This window comes from Acinetobacter sp. 3657 (assembly GCF_031456775.1).
Classification (GTDB): Bacteria; Pseudomonadota; Gammaproteobacteria; order Pseudomonadales; family Moraxellaceae; genus Acinetobacter.
Window position 1 is genome coordinate 21651 of sequence record NZ_JAVDVH010000009.1, and the last position, 16881, is coordinate 38531.

Below are 16881 nucleotides of genomic sequence, written 5' to 3' on the forward strand. Positions count from 1 at the left end.
AATACCGATTCACAAATGATCCTTCATAGTTATTTTCTATCAAAAAATGACCTATTTTTGTCTATTTTTGTCGTTTTGCCAGACAGAATAGTAGTAATTCATGATTTGCTTTGATAGGATAGCATCTGACTAGTTAGGCTGCTCCCTGCGTTGTTTCCTAAAATATTTAGGAATAATAAAAGCACAAACAGACTAACTCAGGTTTTTTTTAATCTCACAATTTTATGAGAGTGATGCCATGTTATTCAAAAAATTCGCTGTTATTGCTGCTGTTGCAACTACTTTAGCTTTTGTTGGTTGCTCTAAGAAAGAAGACGCTGCTGCTACTGACGCAACTGCTGCTGCTTCTGAAGCTGTAGCTGCTGCTTCTGAAGCGACTGTTGCTGCTTCTGAAGCGACTGTTGCTGCTGCTTCTGAAGTTGCTGTTGCTGCATCTGAAGTTGCTGCTCCTGCTTCTGTTGCTCAATAATCTAGTTTTAGATTAAAAAAAAGAGAACCTTTTGGTTCTCTTTTTTTATGGCTGAAGATTTATTTAAGTCAGTTAAAATTGTTTCAGACTTAAAAAAGCAGATCAATCGATCTGCTCATTTCCAACACGTTGTCTAAATTTCTGACCCGCTCTAAAGGTCACAACTCGACGAGCAGAAATCGGAATCTCCTCACCCGTCTTTGGATTACGGCCAGGGCGCTCACGCTTATCACGTAACTCGAAATTCCCGAACCCAGAGAGTTTGACTTGTTCGCCCGCAATCAATGCTTGGCTAATTTCGTCAAAAAACAATTCGACCATTTGTTTTGCTTCACGGCGATTTAAGCTCGTGAGTTCACTTAAATGGTCCGCCATATCTGCTTTTGTTAATGCTGTCATGAGGCCCTCAATGTCGCTTGATAAGTGTTTTCCAACACTTGAATAATGTTATCCATACCAGATTTGATTTCAGCATCTTCAAGCGTACGAGTTGGGTGCTGCCATAACAATGCGAAAGCTAAAGAACGCTTGCCTTGTTCGACTCCTTGCCCCGTATACACATCGAACAACCATGTAGAGTCAAGTAACTCTCCCCCAGTCTGTTCAATCATGCGCTGAATATCTTTCACCACAATCTTATCAGAGATTAAAAGCGCAATATCACGTCTAACTGATGGAAAACGTGATAATTCTGTAAAATTAGATACATAAGATTGCAAAACTGCTTGCTGATCGAGCTCAGCAACCCAAGTCGTACCCAAATCCAAATCATTTTCCAAAGATGGATGTAAACGCCCTAAATAACCGATTGACTGCCCATCGACCAGAACTTCAGCAGACTGCCCTGGATGCAACCACGCTCGCTCGGTGCGAACAAACTCAACCTTAACACGTCCAGCCGCCAAAATTTCTTCAATTTCACCTTTAAAATCAAAGAAATCCATTGCAGTCGGCTTAGCATGCCAAGATTCAGGTACCTGTGAGCCTACTGCAATCAATGCCAATGTTGGAATCTGCTTAAGGTCATGAATATTTTGCGCATTTTGATAGTCAAAACGCAAACCCAACTCAAAGAAACGAACACGATGTTGTTGACGATTCAAGTTATATTGCACACAAGGAATCAAACTAGATAACAGTGTGCTACGCATTGCCGCCAAATCACTTGAAATTGGATTCGCAAGCATGAGCGGTTGTACATTTGGATTGAGTTGTTTTTCCAATTTCGCATCAGCAAAACTAAAGCTAATCGCTTCCTGATAACCCAAAGTTGCAACACTTTGACGTAGTTGTGCAATATCAAAACCATCTTGGTACTTTTTCAACTTCACATCAATTTGTGGCAAACTGATTTGAATATTGTCATAACCATGAATACGGGCAACCTCTTCAATAAGGTCTTGATAAATCACCATATCATAACGATGCGAAGGCGGAGTCACAGACCACTGGTCTTCAGCTAAGGTCTCAACAGCACAACCAAGGCGACTCAAAGCATCCGCAATAAAATCACCTGCAACTTGATATCCTAACAATTGATCAACTTGACTTTGTTTTAACTGAATTGTTTCGCGTTTTGGCAATAATTCAACTTGTTCAGCAACCGTAATTGGACCAAATTCCCCACCAGCAAAGGCCTGAATCAACTCAGAAGCACGATGCATTGCGATCATTGGCAACTCAAAGTCAACACCGCGTTCATAGCGCTGTGATGAATCGGTATGCAAGCCAAAACGACGTGCACGACCAGCAATCGCTAAAGGTGCAAAGAACGCACTTTCAAGGAAGATATCTTGCGTATCATCCGTAACCGACGAATCTAAACCACCCATGATGCCAGCAATCGCCAATACTTTTTGATCATCAGCAATCACCATCATGTCATCTTGCAGTTCAACTTGTTGATCATTAAGCAAGGCCAGTTGTTCTTTTGGCTGAGCTTGGCGTACCTGAATCGAACCATCAATCTTCGCCAAGTCAAAGGCATGCATCGGTTGACCTAACTCAAGTAAGACATAGTTGGTGATATCGACCAAAATACTATGGCTGCGAAGACCAGAACGCGTAAGCGCTTGTTCCATCCACTCAGGCGTTGCTGCTTTTACATTTACATTTTTGATGATACGACCCAAATAGCGCGGTGTACCCTCAGTGCTAATCACTACTGATTTTTCATCTGAAATGCTTGCTGCAATGGCTTGAATTGTAGGTTCATTAACTTTGAGTTGATTAATCACGGCGATTTCACGCGCAATACCACGGATACTAAAACAGTCACCGCGGTTTGGTGTGATGCTAATATCGATTACATTGTCATCGAGTTTGAGATAGTCACGGATATTCATCCCGACAGGTGCATCAGCTGGTAACGCCAATAAACCATCAATTTTATCTTCTAAATCAATTTCAGAAGCACCGCAAAGCATACCTTGTGATTCCACACCACGTAGCTTGCCTTTTTTAATTTTAAAATCGCCAGGCAACACAGCACCAATGGTTGCTACAGGTGCTTTCATTCCTACGCAAACATTTGGCGCACCGCAAACGATCTGTAATGGCTCATCTGAACCAATATTTACTGTGGTAACACGTAAGCGATCCGCATCTGGATGTTGCTCAACCGTAACGACCTCACCCACAACAACCCCAGTAAATGGTTTGGCTACAGGCGCTAATTCATCGACCTCCAAACCAAGCATGGTGAGTTGATCAGACAGTGCTTCGCTATCAATTGAAGGGTTCACCCACGTGCGCAGCCAATTTTCACTAATTTTCATTTGTATAAACCTTTGTTAATCCTGAAATACTGTTAGGCGAATTGGCGTAAGAAACGCACGTCGTTTTGGTAGAACATACGCAAATCATTGATGCCATAACGCAACATTGCAAAACGCTCTACCCCTAAACCAAAAGCAAAGCCTTTGTATTTATCAGGATCAATACCTGCGGCACGCAGTACATTTGGATGTACCATGCCACAACCTAAAACTTCTAACCAGCGACCACGCTCGTCCATGATATCCACTTCTGCACTCGGCTCTGTGAATGGAAAATAAGAGGGACGGAAGCGTACTTTTAAGTCTTTTTCAAAGAATTCATTCAGCAGGTTAATTAATAAACCTTTTAATTCAGCAAAGCTGGTATTTTCCGCGACATACAAGCCTTCGATCTGATGGAACATCGGAGAATGCGTCTGGTCGGAGTCACAACGATAGACACGACCCGGACACACAATACGAATAGGCGGCTGATTTGTTTCCATGGTACGGATTTGCACACCCGATGTATGGGTACGAAGTAGATGTGTCGCATCAAAATAGAAAGTATCGTGCATCGCACGTGCTGGATGGTGTCCTGGAATATTTAGGGCTTCAAAGTTATGATAATCGTCTTCAACCTCAGGACCATGTGCGACTTGGAAACCCGCTTTGGTAAAGAATTGGCAAATACGCTCTTGAACTTGAGTGACAGGATGGATACTCCCCATGCGTTGACCGCGACCGGGTAAAGTAATATCAATCGTTTCACTTGCTAATTTTTTTGCAAGTTCAGCTTGTTGTAAAGTCTGTTGGCGCTCAGTCAAAGCAGCATTGATTGCTTCACGAACAGCATGGATCGCAGCACCTTGTACTTTTCGCGCTTCAGGGTCCATTTTTCCAAGTGCTTTCGACTGTTCTGCAAGCTGGCTTTTCTTCCCTGTAAATTGGACTCGTACTTGATCGAGTACAGCAAGGTCTTGAGCCGCTGCAATGGCAGCAAGCGCTTCAGTGGTCAGGGCTTCCAGTGACATAGTAACTCTCAAAGCAACAAATTATAGAAATATAATAAAACGCTATAGTTTATCAGCTTTTTATCTGTTTTTTGAAGATTAAGCCGATTGAAAAAACATATACCGCAACAATTTGATAAAATCGTCAATACCGCTAAAAAACCAAGAGTAAAAACAATGGCGCTCGATCAAATCTGGAAAGCACAATTGACGCTTGTCACCTATGGCAATGAGTTTTTACAGCAAGACTTAAATATGAATGATTGGGTTAACCATCCTATCTTTGCTCAACATCATTTGGTTTTTCGTGATTTAGCATCTCAACAGCTTTTGGCACAACATTTTCGAGTTTGGTTAGAGGCATTAAAACAACAAGGGGTGAATAAACTAAGCCTACATAATTCAACCATTCTCGATGAAGAAAGTAACCCCAATCCAAACGTTGAATTACTTCCCTACGCTCACTTTATTGTCAGTCATCAAGGCAAAAATAAAACGGCATGGATTTGCGGTCACGAACTTGCCGAATGGTACACTCATGATCATCCCTTTACCGCCCCTTCTGCGCAGCAAGTTAAACTCCGACAAGAGATCTTTTGGCGTTATCCACTCAATGAGAAACTGTCTAAAAAAATTACTTTAGATTTAAAAGATAATGATTGGCACGAAATAGAAAAGTATATTGAAAGTGAAATTTTTAATCATCAATGCGCTGAAGATTTCTTAGAACCAGAACAAGTCGACCTACCTTTTTATGGATATGAACTTGAACAGAGCCATTTAGATAAAACGGTCTTAGCTATTATTCCAACAACCTATCAAGCAGATGCCGCACACCATTTATTACACCGCATGTCTGCTTTGATTGACTTCTTACATTCGCGCTGCAATCACCCTTATACAACCCAAGGTGAAATTCTGAGTCCAGAGGAACAAATTAATTTACGCAATTTTGTTAAAAAAACCGACGATGTATTTGGTAGACTCATCAGCAAGATTGCCAATCATTATAAAAATATTGATTTTGAAATGCCGATGGAACCTTATGATCGGACTATGGATGTCCCAACCACATCGGGTCCCACAAATCTACACAAGACCAAGCACTCCAGCGTCATTAAACTGGTGCTGATCACTGTTGTAATTTGTATTTTGGCTTATTATTTTGGGCTTTAATATTCAGTGTAATCCAGCTCATCTTCGTCAATATTGATGAAGTCTGGCTCAGGGGTTTGCTCAAATTGCACTGCGCGAATATCGAAATGCTTGAGCAAACTTGCCTTTGCAACGCGATGCATCCCATCCATCACTCTACCCCTTGCGCAAAGGATAATCGGATAACTGAGATCTGCATCTCGAACTAATTGAAAATGCTCAATGATTTGCTGTGTCGTCGGATACTGATCTGGAAACCAATAGGCTTCGTTGAGTTCCTGAATATCAACCAGTTGAACTTTCTTGGCAATACACGTTTTTGTCAGCTCAACGAGCTGATGTACATCCCAAATATGTGTATCCTCGCCAACTTGTCTAAAGTGATATTGTCTACGCACGTTTTAATCCATCATTAGTTATCGAAAATACCACTTCGCCAGAATCTGAAACCATTTCTGGTTGGCGGACACTAACCACACCACTCATCGTCTTAGCCATACTCTTAATTATATTATATGGTTTATTTTTATTGATTCAGAGATATGAGATTGCCAAGTTTTTATTGCTTATTACCACAATTTTGTCGGTACTAATAATTATAGGAAGGAAATAAAAAAGACCGCTAAAAAGCGGTCTTTTTTGAATCTCTAAGCTTATGCAGCTAATGCACCTTTAGCTTTTTCAGCTAAAGCAGCAAATGCAACTGCATCATGCATAGCGATGTCAGCTAATACACGACGGTCGATGATTACTTGAGCTTTTTTCAAGCCATCAATCATGCGGCTATAAGACAAACCGTTAAGACGAGCACCAGCATTGATACGCGCAATCCATAAAGCACGGAATTGACGTTTCTTCTGACGGCGGTCACGGTAAGCATATTGACCAGCTTTGATTACTGCTTGGAACGCTACGCGATAAACGCGTGAACGAGCACCATAGTAACCTTTAGCGCGAGCAAGAATTTTTTTGTGACGACGATGCGCCACTACACCACGTTTTACACGAGCCATTTATAATCTCCTTAGATGTATGGGCACATACGACGAACTGATGCAACATCACTTACGTGAACCATTACACAGCCGCGCAATTGACGAATACGCTTAGCAGATTTTTTGGTCAAAATGTGGCGTTTGAACGCTTGTTTACGCTTAATACCGTTAGCAGTCGCTTTAAAGCGTTTAGCTGCACCACGGCGAGTTTTCATCTTAGGCATAACAACCTCTTTTGAACACCTGTTCGGAACGTTTGCACCATTGCAAAAACGACCTGCAGGTAAGGGAGGCAGTATCATATAGTATTTTTGCTTAAAACTAAAGCAAAAATTATGGGTTCAAAGCTGAACATTCGAGAGCATTTACAGATTTGATAAAGTCCTCAAAATTCCACTCAATAACCTTAGGGACTAAGATATTCAGCTAAACAACCCGATATATAGCGCATACATAAATAGATAACGCCCGCCTTTGGCAATCGTCACAATCAATAAAAACCGTCCAAACCTTTCTTTCATTATGCCTGAAATCAAGGTGATGGGATCACCAATCACAGGCACCCAACTCAAAAGTAAGGAATAAAAACCATATTTATGATAAATCTGCTGGGCTTGTTCTAAACGAGGCTTAGAAACGGGAAACCATTTTTTATCTTTAAAATGTTCTATTTTTAGCCCCAACCACCAATTCACACATGAACCTAGTACATTACCAATGGTTGCTACGAGAAGTAAATAAAAGGGATTTGAAAGACCTTGTATCAACAGCGTCATTAAGACTGCTTCTGACTGCAACGGGAGTAACGTTGCTGCTCCAAAAGCAGAGAGGAATAATAAAAAATAGGACATCAGTGTGTAGAGGCACTCAAACAAAGATCAAAACAATGTCCAGACAATACCATCTAAAACTATTCAATCAAAGCGAGTTTATCCCACACCTGTTGAAGTTTCTCCTGATTCATCTCAATCTGAAAAACAGTTTTTATTGTTTCCTCAAAATCATTAAAAGTGGATAGAATTTTTTTATCTGACTTCTGTTTAGCATGTATTCTTAATACACGATCCTTTAACGTCATTCTGGCATCCGAATTGGCAGTGAACAACATCAAATGCTGTGTAAACATGGATTCCGGGGATGTTGATATATACCAATTTGCAATCATAGCATCGGCTGGGGCAATCTTTTGCTCAGGATTAATGGCATAGACATTAACCCATTCATCAAGCAGAAAAACTTGCAACATATATTTCATATCCGTCAGCAGTGAAGTATCGATTCCACACGCTGCAATATCAACGAATCTGAAAGGCTCTAATGGCGTTGGCTGCATTTCCCCGATGCGATCTAAAGATAGAATTGTTGTCGGTGTCATGCCACCAAACCCTGGATCATATAAAAATAATTGTTGATCAAGTCGAACCAGTGTTACCAAGTGCGTCCGGACTGGTACAGTTGTTGGGATACCTTGATAATAAACTCGACCTAATACGTTATAGGCTTCATATCCCAATTCAGTTAACGCGATTTTGGTTAAAGAACTATGCTCTAAACAATACCCTTCCCGATTTTCAATTAATAACTTCTGAACAAGTCGATCAGGTTCTAATGAAACTTCTTCTCCCAAAAAAGAAGCAATATTACCAAAAGGAATGTGCTGCACATGCAAGCTTAATAATGTCTTTAGATTATCCTGCGTCGGTGTGAAGTCCCCTTCAAAACCAAGCTTATTTAAATAACGTGTTGAAATTATTTGCTTCATGACTGACTATACTTTTTTATGATTAAACTATCCTATAATGATCAAGCCAATTTTAGTTTAAAAATTACACAACTATAAAAGAGTCATTCACACCCTGATTAGAACATTCTTTTTGAAATGTCTAATTCTTCATCCGAGCTGTCTTAGATCGAAAAACATAAGTAAGGATTGAGAAAAGAAATGGGGAAATAAAAGCCATCCAGAAGGTGAGATCTGAGGTTACAATTTCTTGGTACAAGGTGAGTTGAGTATCCCCATCTGAAACTGCCGCCCAGTCAATGGATACCGTATGATAAAGATAAGTTCTGAACAATAACGTCAGGCTTAAAAAGCCCACGAAAAGCCAAGTGCTATAATATGAGTTTCTAGTTTCCACCTGCACCCAAGCAAATAACATAGAAAATAAAAGCCCTAAAACACCAATCAAAGCAAAAACCAAGATCGCTAAATGAGTCTCTGAATATAGCTTTTGCAGCTGAGCGCAAAGGATTGCTGTGATGAAAAGCAATCCCATTGCAATTGCCCAATGCTTAAAATAGCTGTGCCTTCCCATGCCCTGATTCATCCAACTTTTATTGACAAGGCTTTTTGGATCGCAGGACGAGCGGTTAAACGCTCAATATAATCTTTCACATAAGGATAATCTTCAAGCTCAATCCCTTGCCATTCGTAACGTAATGCCCAAGGTAAAATCGCCATATCCGCAATAGAGTATTCGCCAGCAACAAATTTTTGTCCAACCAACTGTTTATTCAACACCCCATAGAGACGTTTGGTTTCATTGACATAACGATCAATCGCATAGGGAATACGCTCAGCAGCAAACTTATTAAAATGATGATTCTGACCAAGCATTGGCCCGAATCCACCCATTTGCCACATCAGCCATTGCTCAACTTCGACACGTTCTTGCTCATCACTTGGGTAGAATAATCCAGTCTTACGACCTAGATATTGCAAAATTGCACCAGACTCAAATACAGAAATCGATTCGCCACGTGGTCCATTCTGATCAACAATCGCAGGAATTTTATTATTCGGAGAGATTCTTAAAAAGTCAGGCTGAAACTGATCATTCTCTAAAATATTGATAGGGAAAATTTGATATGCAAGTCCCATTTCTTCTAAAGCAATTGTTATTTTATGCCCATTGGGTGTACCCCAATAATATAAGTCAATCATTTATATTATCCTATTCATCATTATCATGACTGTTTATCGCGTTATAGCATATTTAATCAGCGCTTCGTATTATTCCAATACGAAACAAAACAATAAAATACACCTTTTCAATGGGCTGGTGAAAGGAAAATTACTGGCTTGCCAAGTATGCTTTGGCTTTTTCACCTAAAAATCGTCGTCCTGCATTTTCACCATTAATCCATTCTTCCACTGTAAATAAGTCAAACAATCCAACTTTAACTAAAGTTGGAATAGCTAGTACTAATTCCTGCTCGACCTCACCACGCGCACCCGCATTATATAAACTAATGTTATGCAACATGGTTGCCACAGTTCCTGTTTGAACCTGACTACCATCTTTTAATCTGACTTGCGGCAGAACCTCTCCATCCTGTACCACTTTTTGATTTATTTCAGATAATTCATGTGTACCATTTATTGTAGACATTCGCATGTGCCCCTATAAAAATAGTTTAATATTCAAGTAAATTTAACATGATATTTAATGATGCACGCGACTGCATTTAAAAAAATTGCAAAAAAAAGCACCGCTTATTGCGGTGCTTTTTTATCAAGAAAAATTACTTTTTCTTTTTCGGGCCTAATAACATGCCCATTTGACGGCCTTCCATTTTTGGTGCTTGTTCAATGACACCAAAATCAGCCACATCAGCTTCAATTTTTTGCAACTGAACCAAACCAAGCTGTTGATGTGCCATCTCACGACCACGGAAACGCAAGGTGATTTTCACTTTATTTCCTTCTTCAAGGAAACGTAAAATTGCACGCAATTTTATCTGATAATCACCCACATCCGTTGCAGGACGTAACTTGATTTCTTTCACTTGCACTTGATGCTGTTTCTTCTTCGCATCTTTTTGCTTTTGCTTTAGGTCAAACAAGTGCTTGTTGTAATCCATGATTTTACAAACAGGTGGTTCTGCATTAGCAACAATCTCAACAAGGTCAAGATGCGCTTCTTCAGCAGCACGCAACGCTTCAGTTAATGAAACGACCCCTTTTTGTTCACCATCAGCTGCGACAAGACGTACTTCTTTTGCACGAATCTCATCGTTAATGGCAGGACGGTTACTTTTAGCACCTTGTTGTTGGTTACGGTCAGGCTGTTTAATCTTTATTACTCCACAATGTACCGGCCACGTTCGGCGACGGCAGATTTCACTAAGTCAACAAATGCATCGATTGACATAGTACCTAAATTTTTTCCTGAGCGAGTACGCACATTTACGGTACCTTCTTCAACTTCTCGATCACCAAGAACCAAAAGATAAGGAATACGCTCTAGGGTACGCTCACGAATCTTAAATCCGATTTTTTCATTTCTCAAGTCAGAAATAGTACGAAGACCATTTTCTTTGAGTTTTGCAACCACTTGTTCGCATGCTTCAGCTTGTGAATCGGTAATATTCATTACACAAGCTTGAATAGGAGCAAGCCAAGGTGGCATGAAACCAGCGTAGTGTTCAATTAGTATACCAATAAAACGCTCAAAACTGCCAAGAATTGCGCGATGCAACATAACAGGTTGATCACGATCGTTATCTTCTGTGACATAAGAGGCATCTAAACGAATCGGCAAGTTGAAATCACACTGGATTGTACCGCATTGCCATACACGACCTAAGCAATCTTTCAATGAAAATTCAATTTTTGGACCATAAAATGCCCCTTCACCAGGTTGCAAGTCCCAAGCCAAGCCAGCATCATCCAGTGCATCTGCCAAAGATTTCTCAGCGATGTCCCAAAGTGCATCATCACCCACACGCTTTTCTGGACGTGTTGATAACTTCATTTGTACTTCTTCAAAGCCAAAATCTTTATAAACATCTAAAGTCAGTTTAATAAAGTCAGCGACTTCCTTACCAATTTGTTCTTTGGTACAGAAAATATGGGCGTCGTCTTGCGTAAATCCTCGAACACGCATAATACCGTGTAAAGAACCCGATGGCTCATTACGGTGACAAGAACCAAACTCAGCCAAACGAATTGGTAAATCACGGTAAGATTTTAAGCCTTGGTTAAAGACCTGTACGTGACATGGACAGTTCATTGGCTTCACTGCATAGTTACGACTTTCTGAGTGCGTCGTAAACATGTTTTCAGCATAGTTTGCCGCATGTCCAGATTTTTCCCACAAGCTAAAATCAACAATTTGTGGTGTCTTGATCTCTTGGTAACCGTTGTCTTGCTGAACTTTACGCATGTATTGTTCAAGCACTTGGTAAATAGTCCAGCCGTTCGGATGCCAGAACACCATACCCGGTGCTTCTTCTTGCATGTGGAACAAGTCTAGAGCTTTACCAATTTTACGATGGTCACGCTTTTCAGCTTCTTCAATACGTTTAATATATGCAGCTAACTGTTTCTTATCAGCCCAAGCTGTACCATAGATACGTTGTAGCTGTTCATTTTTCGCATCACCACGCCAGTAAGCACCAGAGATTTTAGTGAGCTTGAATGATTTTAAAAATTTAGTGTTTGGTACGTGCGGACCACGGCACATATCCAAATAATCTTGATGATAGTACAAGCCCATTTGCGTTTCATTTGGCATGTCTGAGATCAAGCGTAATTTGTATTCTTCGCCACGTGCGGTGAACTCAGCAATCACTTCATCACGTGGCGTCATTTTCTTAATAACGTCGTAATCTTGATCGATGAGCTGTTTCATGCGCGCTTCAATCGCAGCCATATCATCCAAAGTAAAAGGACGTGGCATCCAGATATCGTAGTAAAAGCCTTCTTCAATAACAGGGCCAATTACCATTTTCGCTTCTGGGAACAATTGCTTAACCGCATGTCCAACGAGGTGTGCGCATGAATGACGAATGATTTCTAAACCATCTTCATCTTTAGGTGTAATAATTTGAACTGTTGCATCTTCTGTGATGAGATCAGAAGCATCCACCAAACGATCATTGATACGTCCCGCAACGGTATTTTTTGCAAGACCAGGCCCAATACTTTGAGCAAGTTCCATCACGGATATCGGCTGATCAAATTGTTTCTGATCACCATTTGGTAAAGTAATGATTGGCATAATAAAATCCTTAAGGAGTGATGCCCTCTACGAAGGAGCATATCACCGCGAGATTATGTATTGAGGTAAACCCCAAAAGATAAAAAACGGCGGATAAAAAGTATCGAAGATTTTACACAGGTTTAGGCTAGGATGAAACCTTTGTGTCATAAAAACCCAAGTTCATTCAAGGTTTTCTCTCAGACTAAAGCCTAAATGATTTAGATTGAACTAAACACTATGTTGATCTAGTTAAAGATGACAATAACATTCACGGAGCAATACACATGGTTAGTGCATATGATGAGTTACCACAAACACCCGCAAACTTCGTAGCCTTATCACCATTAGGCTATTTAGAGCGTGCCGCTTATATTTATCCAGATCAAGCTGCGATTATTCATGGTGAACGTCATATTACATGGAAACAAACCTATCAACGCTGCCGTCAATTCGCCCATCAACTCGAAAAATTAGGCATTCAGAAAAATGATACCGTCTCGGTGTTATTACCCAATATTCCGGCCATGATTGAAGCACATTTTGCTGTACCGATGGTCGGTGCGGTTTTAAATACCTTAAACACTCGCCTTGATGCAAAAACCATTGCCTTTATGCTTGAACATGCTGAGGCAAAAGTCCTATTGGTCGATCCAGAATTTCGCCCAATCGCTGAAGAAGCACTTGCACTTATTGCACAAGAAATTATTGTAATTGACGTATTTGATGCCGAATTCGATGGTGAGCAAATTGCCATTGGACAATACGAATACGAATCTTGGATCGCCCAAGGTGATCCTGAGTTTGAATGGCATTTACCTCAAGATGAATGGGATGCGATCAGCCTAAATTACACCTCAGGCACAACGGGTAATCCAAAAGGTGTGGTCTATCACCATCGAGGAGCCTACCTCAATGCTGCGAGTAATATTTTAGCTTGTGGCATGAAACCACGGGCGGTGTATCTATGGACACTCCCCCTATTTCACTGCAATGGTTGGTGTTTTGCATGGTCAATTGCAGCCAGTGGTGGTACTAATATTTGCTTACGTCGTGTTGATCCAACGCTGGTCTTTAAATATATCGCCAAGCATAAAGTTGATTATTTCTGTGGTGCGCCGATTGTGTTATCCATGTTGATCAATGCACCTCAAGAACAAAAAATAGCATTTGAACACCATGTTGAAGTCATGGTCGCTGGTGCCGCCCCTCCCGTTGCCATCATTGAAGGGATGCATCATATCGGCATCAATGTCAATCATGTGTATGGTTTAACTGAGACCTATGGCCCTTCGGCACTTTGCGCGACGCAAGCAGGCTGGAGTGATTTATCTATTCAGGAACAAGCTCAGCTTCATTCCCGTCAAGGTGTGCCATATCCGTTGCAAGACAGTATGCGTGTACTTGATCCCGAGACCATGCAACCTGTACCGAATGATGGTCAAACTATGGGAGAAATTATGTTCCGTGGCAATATCGTCATGAAAGGTTATTTGAAAAACCCTCAAGCAACGGAAGAGGCATTTAAAGGGGGCTGGTTCCATACCGGTGACTTAGCCGTCTGTCATCCGGATGGCTATGCCAAAATTACCGACCGCTCTAAAGATATTATCATTTCAGGTGGCGAAAATATTTCATCTTTAGAAGTTGAGGATGTGCTCTATCGCCACCCCGCAGTACTCACTGCAGCTGTGGTGGCAAAGCCAGATCCTCGCTGGCAAGAAGTACCATGTGCATTTATTGAATTAAAACAAGGCGCATCTACGTCAACAGAAGAGATCATTGCCCACTGTCACAAAGAGCTCGCTCGCTTTAAAGTTCCTAAAGATATCGTGATTACTGAAATTCCAAAAACATCGACAGGTAAATTACAGAAATTTATTTTACGCGAGTGGGCTAAACAACGTGCGTCAGGTGAGTTTGGAAATTAATCCCAAAAAAAAGAAGTTTCCAAGGAAACTTCTTTTTAGTCTTTAGCCTTGTTCAGATAACAACGCCACTTGCTGTACATAATTCACTAATTTAAGCTTAGAGGCTGCTAGCTCATCTTCACTCACTTCTCGTTTAATATCACGATGGATCCGCAGTACATGCTGGCGTAAGGTATGGCGTTCAGACGCATTATACACTTTACTAAATTCATTAATAATTGGATCACCCTGATCAATCATACGATCGACCCAACGTAACAACTGTGCTTGTTTCTTCGCACCTTGTTGTGGGGTTAGATAAGATAAAATCGTTGTTTCATTTTCATTGCGCAATAATTTACCAATTCGTAGAAACTGACGACGTTTTGCTTCATATGAACTAATCGTTTGTACATCAAGCAGTGCATCAATTAAACGCTCATCGACAGGCAATTTTTGAATCTGTTTTGGATTCAATTGAGCCAGTTGTTCACCCAAAGCAGCCATGCGCTGTACTGCTTTTTTTTGCTCAGTTCTACTTGCACGCCCTTCTAATGACTCAAAATCTTCATCGGTATAACGCTGCTGGGTACGACGTGACACTATTACTCTGCCTCATAAAATTTTGCTGCGAACAGCGATTGAATTTCTTCCAGTGCCTTTTCTTCATCGGCACCTTCAATGACTAATCTTAATGTGGTGCCCTTACCAGCGCCCAACATCAACAACGACATAATATTTTTTGCATCAACCAACTTATCGCCCTTACCAATTTGGATAGAAGAACGAAACTTCGTCGTCACCTCAATAAGTTTACCAGATGCGCGCGCGTGTAAGCCGAGTTTATTAATTACATCAATCGTTGTGTCTATCATGACCAGTGCTTCATTTCTCTATGTAAGATTTGGACAGCCCATTTTGCCTCAAGGGCTTGTTTGAGTCTATCCACAATATAAACTGAACGATGCTGCCCGCCAGTACATCCCACTGAAATGGTCATATAGTGGCGATGCCCCTCTGCAAAGGCAGGCAACCATTTATCTAAGAAAGCATAAATATCTTCAAACATTTCATTGGTTTGCTGACTACTTTCTAAAAAAAGGCGTACTGGCTCATCCAAGCCAGAAAAACGACGTAATTCTAAATCCCAATGCGGGTTAGGTAAATGACGTACATCAAATACATAATCAGCATCCAGTGGAATACCGTGCTTATAACCAAAGGACTGTAAAATAACAATCAAATTGTTCGATTGCCCAAGTTTAGACAACAAAATATGCTTTAAATCATGGACACTTTTATCCGAGGTATCAATATGCACTGTAGAGCGGAATTGTATCGGAATTAACAGTTGTTTTTCTTCCTGTATACATTGCAACAGGCTATTAAAACGATTGGCCAATGGATGCGGTCTTCGTGATGCACTAAAACGCGCAATCAGATTTTGATCTTGTGTGGTTAAGTAAATAATATCCACTGAACCATGTTTTTGTAATTGGTCAAAAACTTGATCAAAGTCTCGCATATCGGCACGAGTACTTCGCACATCAACACCTAAAGCGAGTTGTTCCAGATTATTTTCACGATCCAGTTTGGCTACAATTTCAGGCAACAATGCCAAAGGTAAGTTATCTATACAATAATATCCCAGATCTTCAAGCACTTGTAATGCAGAGGATTTCCCTGAGCCAGATTGTCCTGTGACGATAAGAATACGCTTCATGGCATTTTGCCCTTTTTATTTTTCAAGTTCTAAGTTTTAAAATGTATTTGTAAATTATCAATCAACCGCGTTGAACCTAGTTTTGCAGCAATAAATAAAACCAAATCTTGGTCAAATTGTTCAATAGGTTGCAAGTTGGTTTGTCGAGCTTCCACATAATCCACAATGAACCCTGCGTGTGTCAATTGAGCGGAGACATTTGCTAACACTTGTGAAAGTGCTTGTCCCTCATGCAATTGTTGCTCAGCTTGTTTTAACGATTGATAAATTGTAGGTGCAACAGCTCGTTGTTGTTCAGACAAATATCCATTGCGTGAACTTAGCGCCAAGCCATCTTCAGCACGCACAATCGGCACACCAATGACTTCAAGTGGCATGTTTAAGTCTTGAACCAACTGACGAATCACAGCCAACTGCTGATAGTCTTTTTCACCAAAAAAGGCATAATCAGGTTGCACAATATTGAACAACTTAGTGACCACCACAGCGACCCCATCAAAATGGCCTGGGCGTGACTGACCGCATAAATCTTCGGTGATTTGATTCACACGAATATTGGTCAAACGAGGATGCTTACCATACATTTGCTCAACAGAAGGTGCAAAAATAATATCGCAACCCACATCTGCCAATAACCGACTATCTTGCTCTAAAGTACGCGGATAACTATCAAAATCTTCGCCCACACCAAATTGAATTGGATTGACGAAAATACTGACCACCACCACATCACAGATCTTTTTTGCAGCGCGCACTAAAGTCAAATGACCTTCGTGCAAATTTCCCATCGTCGGTACGAAACCTATCATTTTTTTTGTACTGCGTGCAGGTGCAAGCGACGCAGTTAAGCCTTGTATCGTTGTTTCTGTTTTCATG

General features: G+C 40.7%; 20 protein-coding genes. 3 read left to right on the plus strand and 17 right to left on the minus strand.

The window, feature by feature from the left end:
• The first annotated feature begins 238 nt into the window (after window positions 1–238).
• Window positions 239–469, plus strand: coding sequence for a hypothetical protein (locus J2Y37_RS10870; protein ID WP_121930558.1), 231 nt, complete (start codon window positions 239–241; stop codon window positions 467–469).
• Window positions 470–571: 102 nt separating this feature from the next.
• On the opposite strand, the gene J2Y37_RS10875 is transcribed toward J2Y37_RS10870, so the two are convergent.
• From J2Y37_RS10875 to pheS, 3 genes are read right to left on the minus strand one after another with little or no spacing between them, the layout of a single operon-like run.
• Window positions 572–868, minus strand: a complete 297-nt coding sequence (locus J2Y37_RS10875) for an integration host factor subunit alpha (RefSeq protein ID WP_000126166.1) — start codon at window positions 866–868, stop codon at window positions 572–574.
• Window positions 865–3246 carry a phenylalanine--tRNA ligase subunit beta gene (gene pheT, locus J2Y37_RS10880; RefSeq protein WP_349032826.1) on the minus strand — a complete coding sequence of 794 codons (2382 nt, stop codon included), beginning with the start codon at window positions 3244–3246 and terminating at the stop codon, window positions 865–867. Before pheT ends, J2Y37_RS10875 begins: the two co-directional genes overlap by 4 nt.
• 32 nt (window positions 3247–3278) lie before the next feature.
• Complete coding sequence (gene pheS / locus J2Y37_RS10885) at window positions 3279–4259, minus strand: phenylalanine--tRNA ligase subunit alpha (protein ID WP_004672532.1); 981 nt, start codon at window positions 4257–4259, stop codon at window positions 3279–3281.
• A gap of 87 nt (window positions 4260–4346) precedes the next feature.
• On the opposite strand from pheS, the gene J2Y37_RS10890 reads away from it, so the two are divergent.
• Window positions 4347–5414, plus strand: a complete 1068-nt coding sequence (locus tag J2Y37_RS10890; RefSeq protein WP_349032827.1) for a hypothetical protein — start codon at window positions 4347–4349, stop codon at window positions 5412–5414.
• On the opposite strand, the gene J2Y37_RS10895 is transcribed toward J2Y37_RS10890, so the two are convergent.
• The 10 genes from J2Y37_RS10895 to thrS form a co-directional block, all read right to left on the minus strand.
• The gene (locus tag J2Y37_RS10895) at window positions 5411–5791 is read right to left on the minus strand and encodes a hypothetical protein (RefSeq protein WP_349032828.1); all 381 of its coding nucleotides are present in this window, start codon (window positions 5789–5791) and stop codon (window positions 5411–5413) included. The two genes, J2Y37_RS10890 and J2Y37_RS10895, sit on opposite strands and share 4 nt — an antisense overlap.
• A 255-nt stretch (window positions 5792–6046) precedes the next feature.
• Window positions 6047–6406 carry a 50S ribosomal protein L20 gene (rplT, locus tag J2Y37_RS10900; RefSeq protein ID WP_004664213.1) on the minus strand — a complete coding sequence of 120 codons (360 nt, stop codon included), beginning with the start codon at window positions 6404–6406 and terminating at the stop codon, window positions 6047–6049.
• A gap of 11 nt (window positions 6407–6417) precedes the next feature.
• Window positions 6418–6612 carry a 50S ribosomal protein L35 gene (gene rpmI / locus J2Y37_RS10905; RefSeq protein ID WP_004672526.1) on the minus strand — a complete coding sequence of 65 codons (195 nt, stop codon included), beginning with the start codon at window positions 6610–6612 and terminating at the stop codon, window positions 6418–6420.
• 198 nt (window positions 6613–6810) lie between these two features.
• A complete protein-coding gene (locus J2Y37_RS10910) occupies window positions 6811–7242 on the minus strand; it encodes a YqaA family protein (RefSeq protein ID WP_349032883.1) in 432 nt (143 codons plus the stop codon).
• Between the two features lie 56 nt (window positions 7243–7298).
• Window positions 7299–8150 carry an arylamine N-acetyltransferase gene (locus tag J2Y37_RS10915; RefSeq protein WP_349032829.1) on the minus strand — a complete coding sequence of 284 codons (852 nt, stop codon included), beginning with the start codon at window positions 8148–8150 and terminating at the stop codon, window positions 7299–7301.
• A gap of 121 nt (window positions 8151–8271) precedes the next feature.
• Window positions 8272–8715 (minus strand): hypothetical protein, encoded by a 444-nt coding sequence (locus J2Y37_RS10920; RefSeq protein ID WP_349032830.1) that lies wholly within the window; start codon window positions 8713–8715, stop codon window positions 8272–8274.
• On the minus strand, window positions 8712–9332 hold the full coding sequence (locus J2Y37_RS10925) for a glutathione S-transferase N-terminal domain-containing protein (RefSeq protein ID WP_349032831.1): 621 nt from the start codon (window positions 9330–9332) through the stop codon (window positions 8712–8714). Before J2Y37_RS10925 ends, J2Y37_RS10920 begins: the two co-directional genes overlap by 4 nt.
• 130 nt (window positions 9333–9462) lie before the next feature.
• The gene (locus tag J2Y37_RS10930; RefSeq protein ID WP_171063495.1) at window positions 9463–9780 is read right to left on the minus strand and encodes a hypothetical protein; all 318 of its coding nucleotides are present in this window, start codon (window positions 9778–9780) and stop codon (window positions 9463–9465) included.
• Between the two features lie 133 nt (window positions 9781–9913).
• On the minus strand, window positions 9914–10465 hold the full coding sequence (infC, locus tag J2Y37_RS10935) for a translation initiation factor IF-3 (RefSeq protein WP_081398967.1): 552 nt from the start codon (window positions 10463–10465) through the stop codon (window positions 9914–9916).
• Window positions 10466–10470: 5 nt separating this feature from the next.
• On the minus strand, window positions 10471–12393 hold the full coding sequence (gene thrS / locus J2Y37_RS10940; protein ID WP_241323763.1) for a threonine--tRNA ligase: 1923 nt from the start codon (window positions 12391–12393) through the stop codon (window positions 10471–10473).
• A gap of 266 nt (window positions 12394–12659) precedes the next feature.
• Between thrS and J2Y37_RS10945 the strand changes: the two genes are divergently transcribed.
• Entirely contained in the window at window positions 12660–14303 is a 1644-nt protein-coding gene (locus J2Y37_RS10945) for an acyl-CoA synthetase (RefSeq protein WP_349032832.1), read from the plus strand.
• 42 nt (window positions 14304–14345) lie between these two features.
• Here the strand turns inward: J2Y37_RS10945 and yjgA are convergent, their stop codons facing one another.
• From yjgA to panC, 4 genes are read right to left on the minus strand one after another with little or no spacing between them, the layout of a single operon-like run.
• Complete coding sequence (gene yjgA, locus J2Y37_RS10950) at window positions 14346–14885, minus strand: ribosome biogenesis factor YjgA (RefSeq protein ID WP_349032833.1); 540 nt, start codon at window positions 14883–14885, stop codon at window positions 14346–14348.
• Between the two features lie 2 nt (window positions 14886–14887).
• Window positions 14888–15157, minus strand: a complete 270-nt coding sequence (locus J2Y37_RS10955; RefSeq protein WP_005198445.1) for an HPr family phosphocarrier protein — start codon at window positions 15155–15157, stop codon at window positions 14888–14890.
• Entirely contained in the window at window positions 15154–16005 is an 852-nt protein-coding gene (gene rapZ / locus J2Y37_RS10960) for an RNase adapter RapZ (RefSeq protein WP_004672505.1), read from the minus strand. The genes J2Y37_RS10955 and rapZ overlap by 4 nt, the downstream gene beginning before the upstream one ends.
• A gap of 29 nt (window positions 16006–16034) precedes the next feature.
• Entirely contained in the window at window positions 16035–16880 is an 846-nt protein-coding gene (gene panC, locus J2Y37_RS10965) for a pantoate--beta-alanine ligase (protein WP_004672504.1), read from the minus strand.
• Window position 16881: the final 1 nt, after the last annotated feature.

Bases quoted from the DNA above. Each gene is read 5' to 3' on its own strand.
- J2Y37_RS10870 (WP_121930558.1), top strand. From the start codon at position 239: ATGTTATTCAAAAAATTCGCTGTTATTGCTGCTGTTGCAACTACTTTA.
- J2Y37_RS10875 (WP_000126166.1), bottom strand. From the start codon at position 868: ATGACAGCATTAACAAAAGCAGATATGGCGGACCATTTAAGTGAACTC.
- pheT (WP_349032826.1), bottom strand. From the start codon at position 3,246: ATGAAAATTAGTGAAAATTGGCTGCGCACGTGGGTGAACCCTTCAATT.
- pheS (WP_004672532.1), bottom strand. From the start codon at position 4,259: ATGTCACTGGAAGCCCTGACCACTGAAGCGCTTGCTGCCATTGCAGCG.
- rplT (WP_004664213.1), bottom strand. From the start codon at position 6,406: ATGGCTCGTGTAAAACGTGGTGTAGTGGCGCATCGTCGTCACAAAAAA.
- rpmI (WP_004672526.1), bottom strand. From the start codon at position 6,612: ATGCCTAAGATGAAAACTCGCCGTGGTGCAGCTAAACGCTTTAAAGCG.
- J2Y37_RS10915 (WP_349032829.1), bottom strand. From the start codon at position 8,150: ATGAAGCAAATAATTTCAACACGTTATTTAAATAAGCTTGGTTTTGAA.
- J2Y37_RS10920 (WP_349032830.1), bottom strand. From the start codon at position 8,715: ATGAATCAGGGCATGGGAAGGCACAGCTATTTTAAGCATTGGGCAATT.
- J2Y37_RS10925 (WP_349032831.1), bottom strand. From the start codon at position 9,332: ATGATTGACTTATATTATTGGGGTACACCCAATGGGCATAAAATAACA.
- J2Y37_RS10930 (WP_171063495.1), bottom strand. From the start codon at position 9,780: ATGTCTACAATAAATGGTACACATGAATTATCTGAAATAAATCAAAAA.
- thrS (WP_241323763.1), bottom strand. From the start codon at position 12,393: ATGCCAATCATTACTTTACCAAATGGTGATCAGAAACAATTTGATCAG.
- J2Y37_RS10945 (WP_349032832.1), top strand. From the start codon at position 12,660: ATGGTTAGTGCATATGATGAGTTACCACAAACACCCGCAAACTTCGTA.
- J2Y37_RS10955 (WP_005198445.1), bottom strand. From the start codon at position 15,157: ATGATAGACACAACGATTGATGTAATTAATAAACTCGGCTTACACGCG.
- rapZ (WP_004672505.1), bottom strand. From the start codon at position 16,005: ATGAAGCGTATTCTTATCGTCACAGGACAATCTGGCTCAGGGAAATCC.
- panC (WP_004672504.1), bottom strand. From the start codon at position 16,880: ATGAAAACAGAAACAACGATACAAGGCTTAACTGCGTCGCTTGCACCT.